Below are 4,573 nucleotides of genomic sequence, written 5' to 3' on the forward strand. Positions count from 1 at the left end.
TTTTCTTAAAATTACACCAATTTCCTCGTTTTTTCATTAATTTCAAGTGAAAAGGAAAAAGCCCACTGGAAGGTAGGCTTATAGTTACTTTTTGCTTATTCTATTTATCGAGAGAGCTTTCCTCACTTAAAGTTAAACAAAGCTCTGAAACTCCTAAAAAGTTTTGAATGGCTAAAGCACAGGCTCCCATAATACATGCCTTTTTGCCAAATTCAGAGATATTCAATTCAGAATAATGGCTAATTGGTGAAGAAAGATGGGCTTTAAGTTTCTTAACCGTATCCGGAAGTAGACGAAGAACTTCACTATTGACCACAAGGATTTCAGGATTATAAAGATTAATTAAATTATTTAACCCAATTGAAAGATAATAAAGAAATTGATCAATCTTTTCCGTGAATTCAGGATCCTGTTCTTTCATCCGATATTGAATCTCTTCAATGTTAAAAGCCAGATTTTTTTGTTTTTCATCCATTTTGATAAACAGACTCATTTCAGAAGCATATTGCTCCCAGCAACCTAAATTTCCGCAACTGCAGGGCAGGCCATTCGGAACAACAATCATATGCCCAATCTCACCTGCATAGCCGTGGTATCCTTTGAATAATTCACCATTAATAATGAAACCAATCCCAATTCCAGAATACAAACTAACTGATAATAAGTTGTTACTTTGGTGGTATTTATACACTTTTTCCGCAATCGAGCATAAGTTGGCATTATTTTCGATGACAACATTGACTCCGGTTTCATTCTCTAAGTCTTTTTTTAAGTTTTTGTTTTGCCAGCCATGTTGAGGTACATAATCAACTATTTCATCTTTATTTACAATTCCATGGATTCCAATCGCAATTCCAACAAGACCGTAACAAGAAGAGGCGAACTTAAGTTTATAACCATTAATCTGTTCAATTAATAACTTCAGAATGACATCATAAGCTGATACTTGAAGTTCTATTATGTCGGTCCGAACGGAAGTACCGATTAAATCTGATATGGTAAATGTAATTGAATTTTTATCCAGGTCGATTCCGAGGACAAATCCTGCATCACGGTTAACTGAGAGCATGACTGGCCTTCTCCCTAAACTTCTGTGTTCCTGTTGTGTTTCAATAATAAACTTTTTTTTCAGCAAATCTGATACCTGTACTGAGATTGTAGCTTTATTTAATCCCGTAATTTTTGCTAACTCTGCTCTAGATATCATTTTATGCTCAACAATTTTACCTAAGATTAACGACCTGTTCATTTTTTTGATAAATGCTGCATCTCCTGTGAGCATAGAAAAGCCTCCTTAGTTTTTTTATAAGGAAAAGATCTCATATTTATTGACGAAAATTGTCCATAATGATATTATACAGGTAATTAGTTTGTTTGGTAAACAAATTAAATGAGAATATATTTATTTAATTTGTAAGGGATTACAAGAGGATTATAAATCAATAAATTTCATTAATACATGGAATAGGATCGAAAAAGGAAAACTTAATAGATAAACAAAAGGAGTGAAGCAAATATGGGTATCCTACAAGAATTATTAAAAGATATTCCGGTTCCTAAAATGGCAAAAGTCAAAGTCAATTTTGATAACAAAAAGATCGATGACCTTGGCGCAACCCTGATGACACAATTACAACGAGTAGATATACAGGAAAAGGTTAAGCCTGGGATGGAAATTGCAATTGCTGTTGGAAGCCGGGGGCTCGATCGTCTTCCTGAAATGACGGCAGTGACAGTCCAATTTTTAAAAGATTTGGGGGCTAAACCTTTCATTGTACCAAGTATGGGGAGCCACGGGGGGGCGACAGCAGAGGGACAGCGCGAAGTTTTAGCACATCTTGGGGTAACCGAAGAAAGTGTCGGATGCGAGATCCGCTCTTCAATGGAAGTAGTAAAGATTAGTGAGCTACCGAATGGATTACCTATTTATGTGGATAAATTTGCTTCAGAAGCAGATGGAATTGTGGTCATCAACCGTATCAAACCACACACAGCTTTTCGTGGTCCTGTTGAAAGTGGAATGATGAAGATGATTAGTATTGGATTAGGAAAGCAAAAAGGGGCAGAAGCTTGTCATCAAATGGGATTTAAGTATATGGCAGAAAATGTTCCAGCTATGGCGAAGATCATCATGGAAAAGACCCCCTTCCTGTTTGGGGTTGCATCCGTTGAAAATGCATTTGATAAAGTAGCCATCATTGAAGTCCTTACATCAGAAGAGATAATAAATAAAGAACCTGAACTTCAAAAGAAAGCAAAAGAATTGTTGCCAAAGCTTTTCTTTGAACAATTGGATGTCCTTGTCATTGATGAAATTGGCAAAAATATTAGTGGTGATGGAATGGATCCTAATATTACCGGACGTTATCCAACTCCATATGCATCTGGTGGACCGGATGTTAACAAAATGGTGGTCCTCGATGTAACACACCAATCCGAGGGAAATGCCAATGGAGTAGGAACGGCAGACTTTACGACACAACGGCTTGTAGACAAGATGGATAAAGAAGGAACATATGCAAATGGCTTAACTTCAACAGTTGTTGCTCCAACTAAAATTGCTACAACTTTACCAAACGATAAACAAGCATTCCAAGCGGCCATTAAAACATGTAATATTCTAGATTTTACAAACGTGAAATTAGTCCGCATTAAAAATACATTAGTATTAAGTGAAATTGAAGTATCTGAGCCTTTACTAGAATATGTGAGGCAGCATCCTAATATGGAACAATGTTCTGATCTTTATGATATTCCTTTCAATGAAAATGGAAATTTATTTTAATTAAAAAAGGGAGAGAATAAATAATGGCACAATTATTTGATTTAAGTGGAAAAGTTGCAGTTGCAATTGGTGGAAATGGGGTTTTGGGATCAGCTATGGCAAAAGGATTGGCTTCCCACGGTGCCAAAGTTGCAATTGTAGGACGTAATCTTGAAAAAGCAGAAGAAGTGGCCAAGGAAATTAATGAGAGTGGCGGGGAAGCCAAGGCATTTTCTGCAGATGTTAGTTCAAAGGATTCCTTAGTTAACGCTGCGAATGAAATTGAACAATGGTCCGGCGGCTGGGACATTCTATTAAACGCGCCAGGTACAAATAGCGCAACACCCTTCTTTGAACTTGGCATGGACGAGTGGGATAAAATTATGGATATAAATCTAAAAGGTATTGTGTTAACCTGTCAGATATTTGCGAAGAAGATGATTGAGCAGGAAAGAAAAGGAAGCATTATTAATATCTCTTCCGTTTCTTCAACAACCCCACTATCAAGAGTGTTTACCTATTCCGTATCAAAAGCAGGCCTTAACAGTGTTACACAGTTCTTAGCACGTGAATTTGCACCAAATGGTATTCGTGTCAATGCAATTATTCCAGGATTTTTCCCTGCTGAACAAAACAGAAAAATTTTAGATAAAGAGCGAATTGAATCAATCATGAGACATACTCCAATGAATCGCTTTGGTGAGGCGGAAGAGTTACAAGGTGCTACGGTTTGGCTTGCTTCTGAAAAAGCATCGAGTTTTGTAACAGGAACGCTTGTACGAGTAGATGGTGGCTTTGGAAGCATGACAATATAAATCCATGGTGCACATAAATCTAAAGTCTATTAAATAAATTAACAATGGCTGACTTTAAATTAGATAAGGGATTGGGGGAGAAACGGACCATGCTAATAGAGAAATACAAAAAATTAACGTCTATTCTCCGAGATATGGAATCGGTAGTAGTTGCATTTTCAGGAGGAGTAGACAGTACTTTTTTATTAAAGGCTGCCGTGGATGCTTTAGGGGCTGAGCATGTTCTCGCTGTAACAGCAGACTCTGAAAGCTACCCATCTAGTGAACTTGAAGAGGCAAGAATTCTTGCAAATCAAATTGGTGTCAGGCACCAAGTGATTGAAACATCAGAACTAGCTATACCAGGATATGCGGAAAACAATAAAAATCGATGCTATTTCTGTAAAAGCAGTTTATTTGATCATTTGATTCCAGTCATGGAAGAAAAGGGCTTTCAAAATGTGGTTTATGGTGTCATAGCAGACGATATGAATGAATTTCGACCAGGTATGCAAGCTGCTAAAGAAAAGGGGATACGTGGTCCACTCCTAGAAGCTAATTTGTTTAAACAAGAAATCAGAGAACTCTCGCGAGAATTCGATTTGCCAACTTGGGATAAACCATCTTTAGCGTGTCTTTCTTCAAGAATTGCCTATGGTGAATATATTACAAAAGAAAAGTTGACGAAGGTAGAAAAAGCCGAAGCCTATTTAAAATCACTAGATATCTATCAAGTACGGGTACGAACACATGACGAGATTGCAAGGATCGAAGTAGAACCAAATGATATGAAGAAGGTTCTTGAAAATCATGACTCAATCGTGAAAGCACTTCAAGGATATGGTTACAAATATATTACGTTAGATTTAATTGGATATCAGAGTGGAAGCATGAATAAGGTGTTGTCTTAGAGCTTTTCACTTTGCCAATGTGTTTAGGAAAGTACATTTAAAAAAAGGCTTTGGAATATCCAGAGCCTTTTAATATAACGATTATAAAAATAGCAATAATTAAT

General features: G+C 36.7%; 4 protein-coding genes. 3 read left to right on the forward strand and 1 reads right to left on the reverse strand.

Annotation, left to right across the window (positions count from 1 at the left end):
* Positions 1-100: 100 nt before the first annotated feature.
* A complete protein-coding gene (locus V7659_RS26985) occupies positions 101-1,282 on the reverse strand; it encodes an ROK family transcriptional regulator (RefSeq protein ID WP_335452978.1) in 1,182 nt (393 codons plus the stop codon).
* 234 nt (positions 1,283-1,516) lie between these two features.
* Here V7659_RS26985 and V7659_RS26990 point away from each other — a divergent pair, with 234 nt between their 5' ends.
* The 3 genes from V7659_RS26990 to larE all read left to right on the forward strand — a co-directional run bounded on the left by V7659_RS26990 (position 1,517) and on the right by larE (position 4,469).
* Complete coding sequence (locus V7659_RS26990) at positions 1,517-2,785, forward strand: lactate racemase domain-containing protein (RefSeq protein ID WP_335543161.1); 1,269 nt, start codon at positions 1,517-1,519, stop codon at positions 2,783-2,785.
* 23 nt (positions 2,786-2,808) lie between these two features.
* Positions 2,809-3,579 (forward strand): SDR family oxidoreductase, encoded by a 771-nt coding sequence (locus tag V7659_RS26995; protein WP_335452980.1) that lies wholly within the window; start codon positions 2,809-2,811, stop codon positions 3,577-3,579.
* Between the two features lie 89 nt (positions 3,580-3,668).
* Positions 3,669-4,469 carry an ATP-dependent sacrificial sulfur transferase LarE gene (gene larE / locus V7659_RS27000; RefSeq protein WP_335453141.1) on the forward strand — a complete coding sequence of 267 codons (801 nt, stop codon included), beginning with the start codon at positions 3,669-3,671 and terminating at the stop codon, positions 4,467-4,469.
* Positions 4,470-4,573: the final 104 nt, after the last annotated feature.

Source organism: Neobacillus drentensis (genome assembly GCF_036966985.1).
GTDB lineage: Bacteria > Bacillota > Bacilli > Bacillales > Cytobacillaceae > Neobacillus > Neobacillus drentensis_E.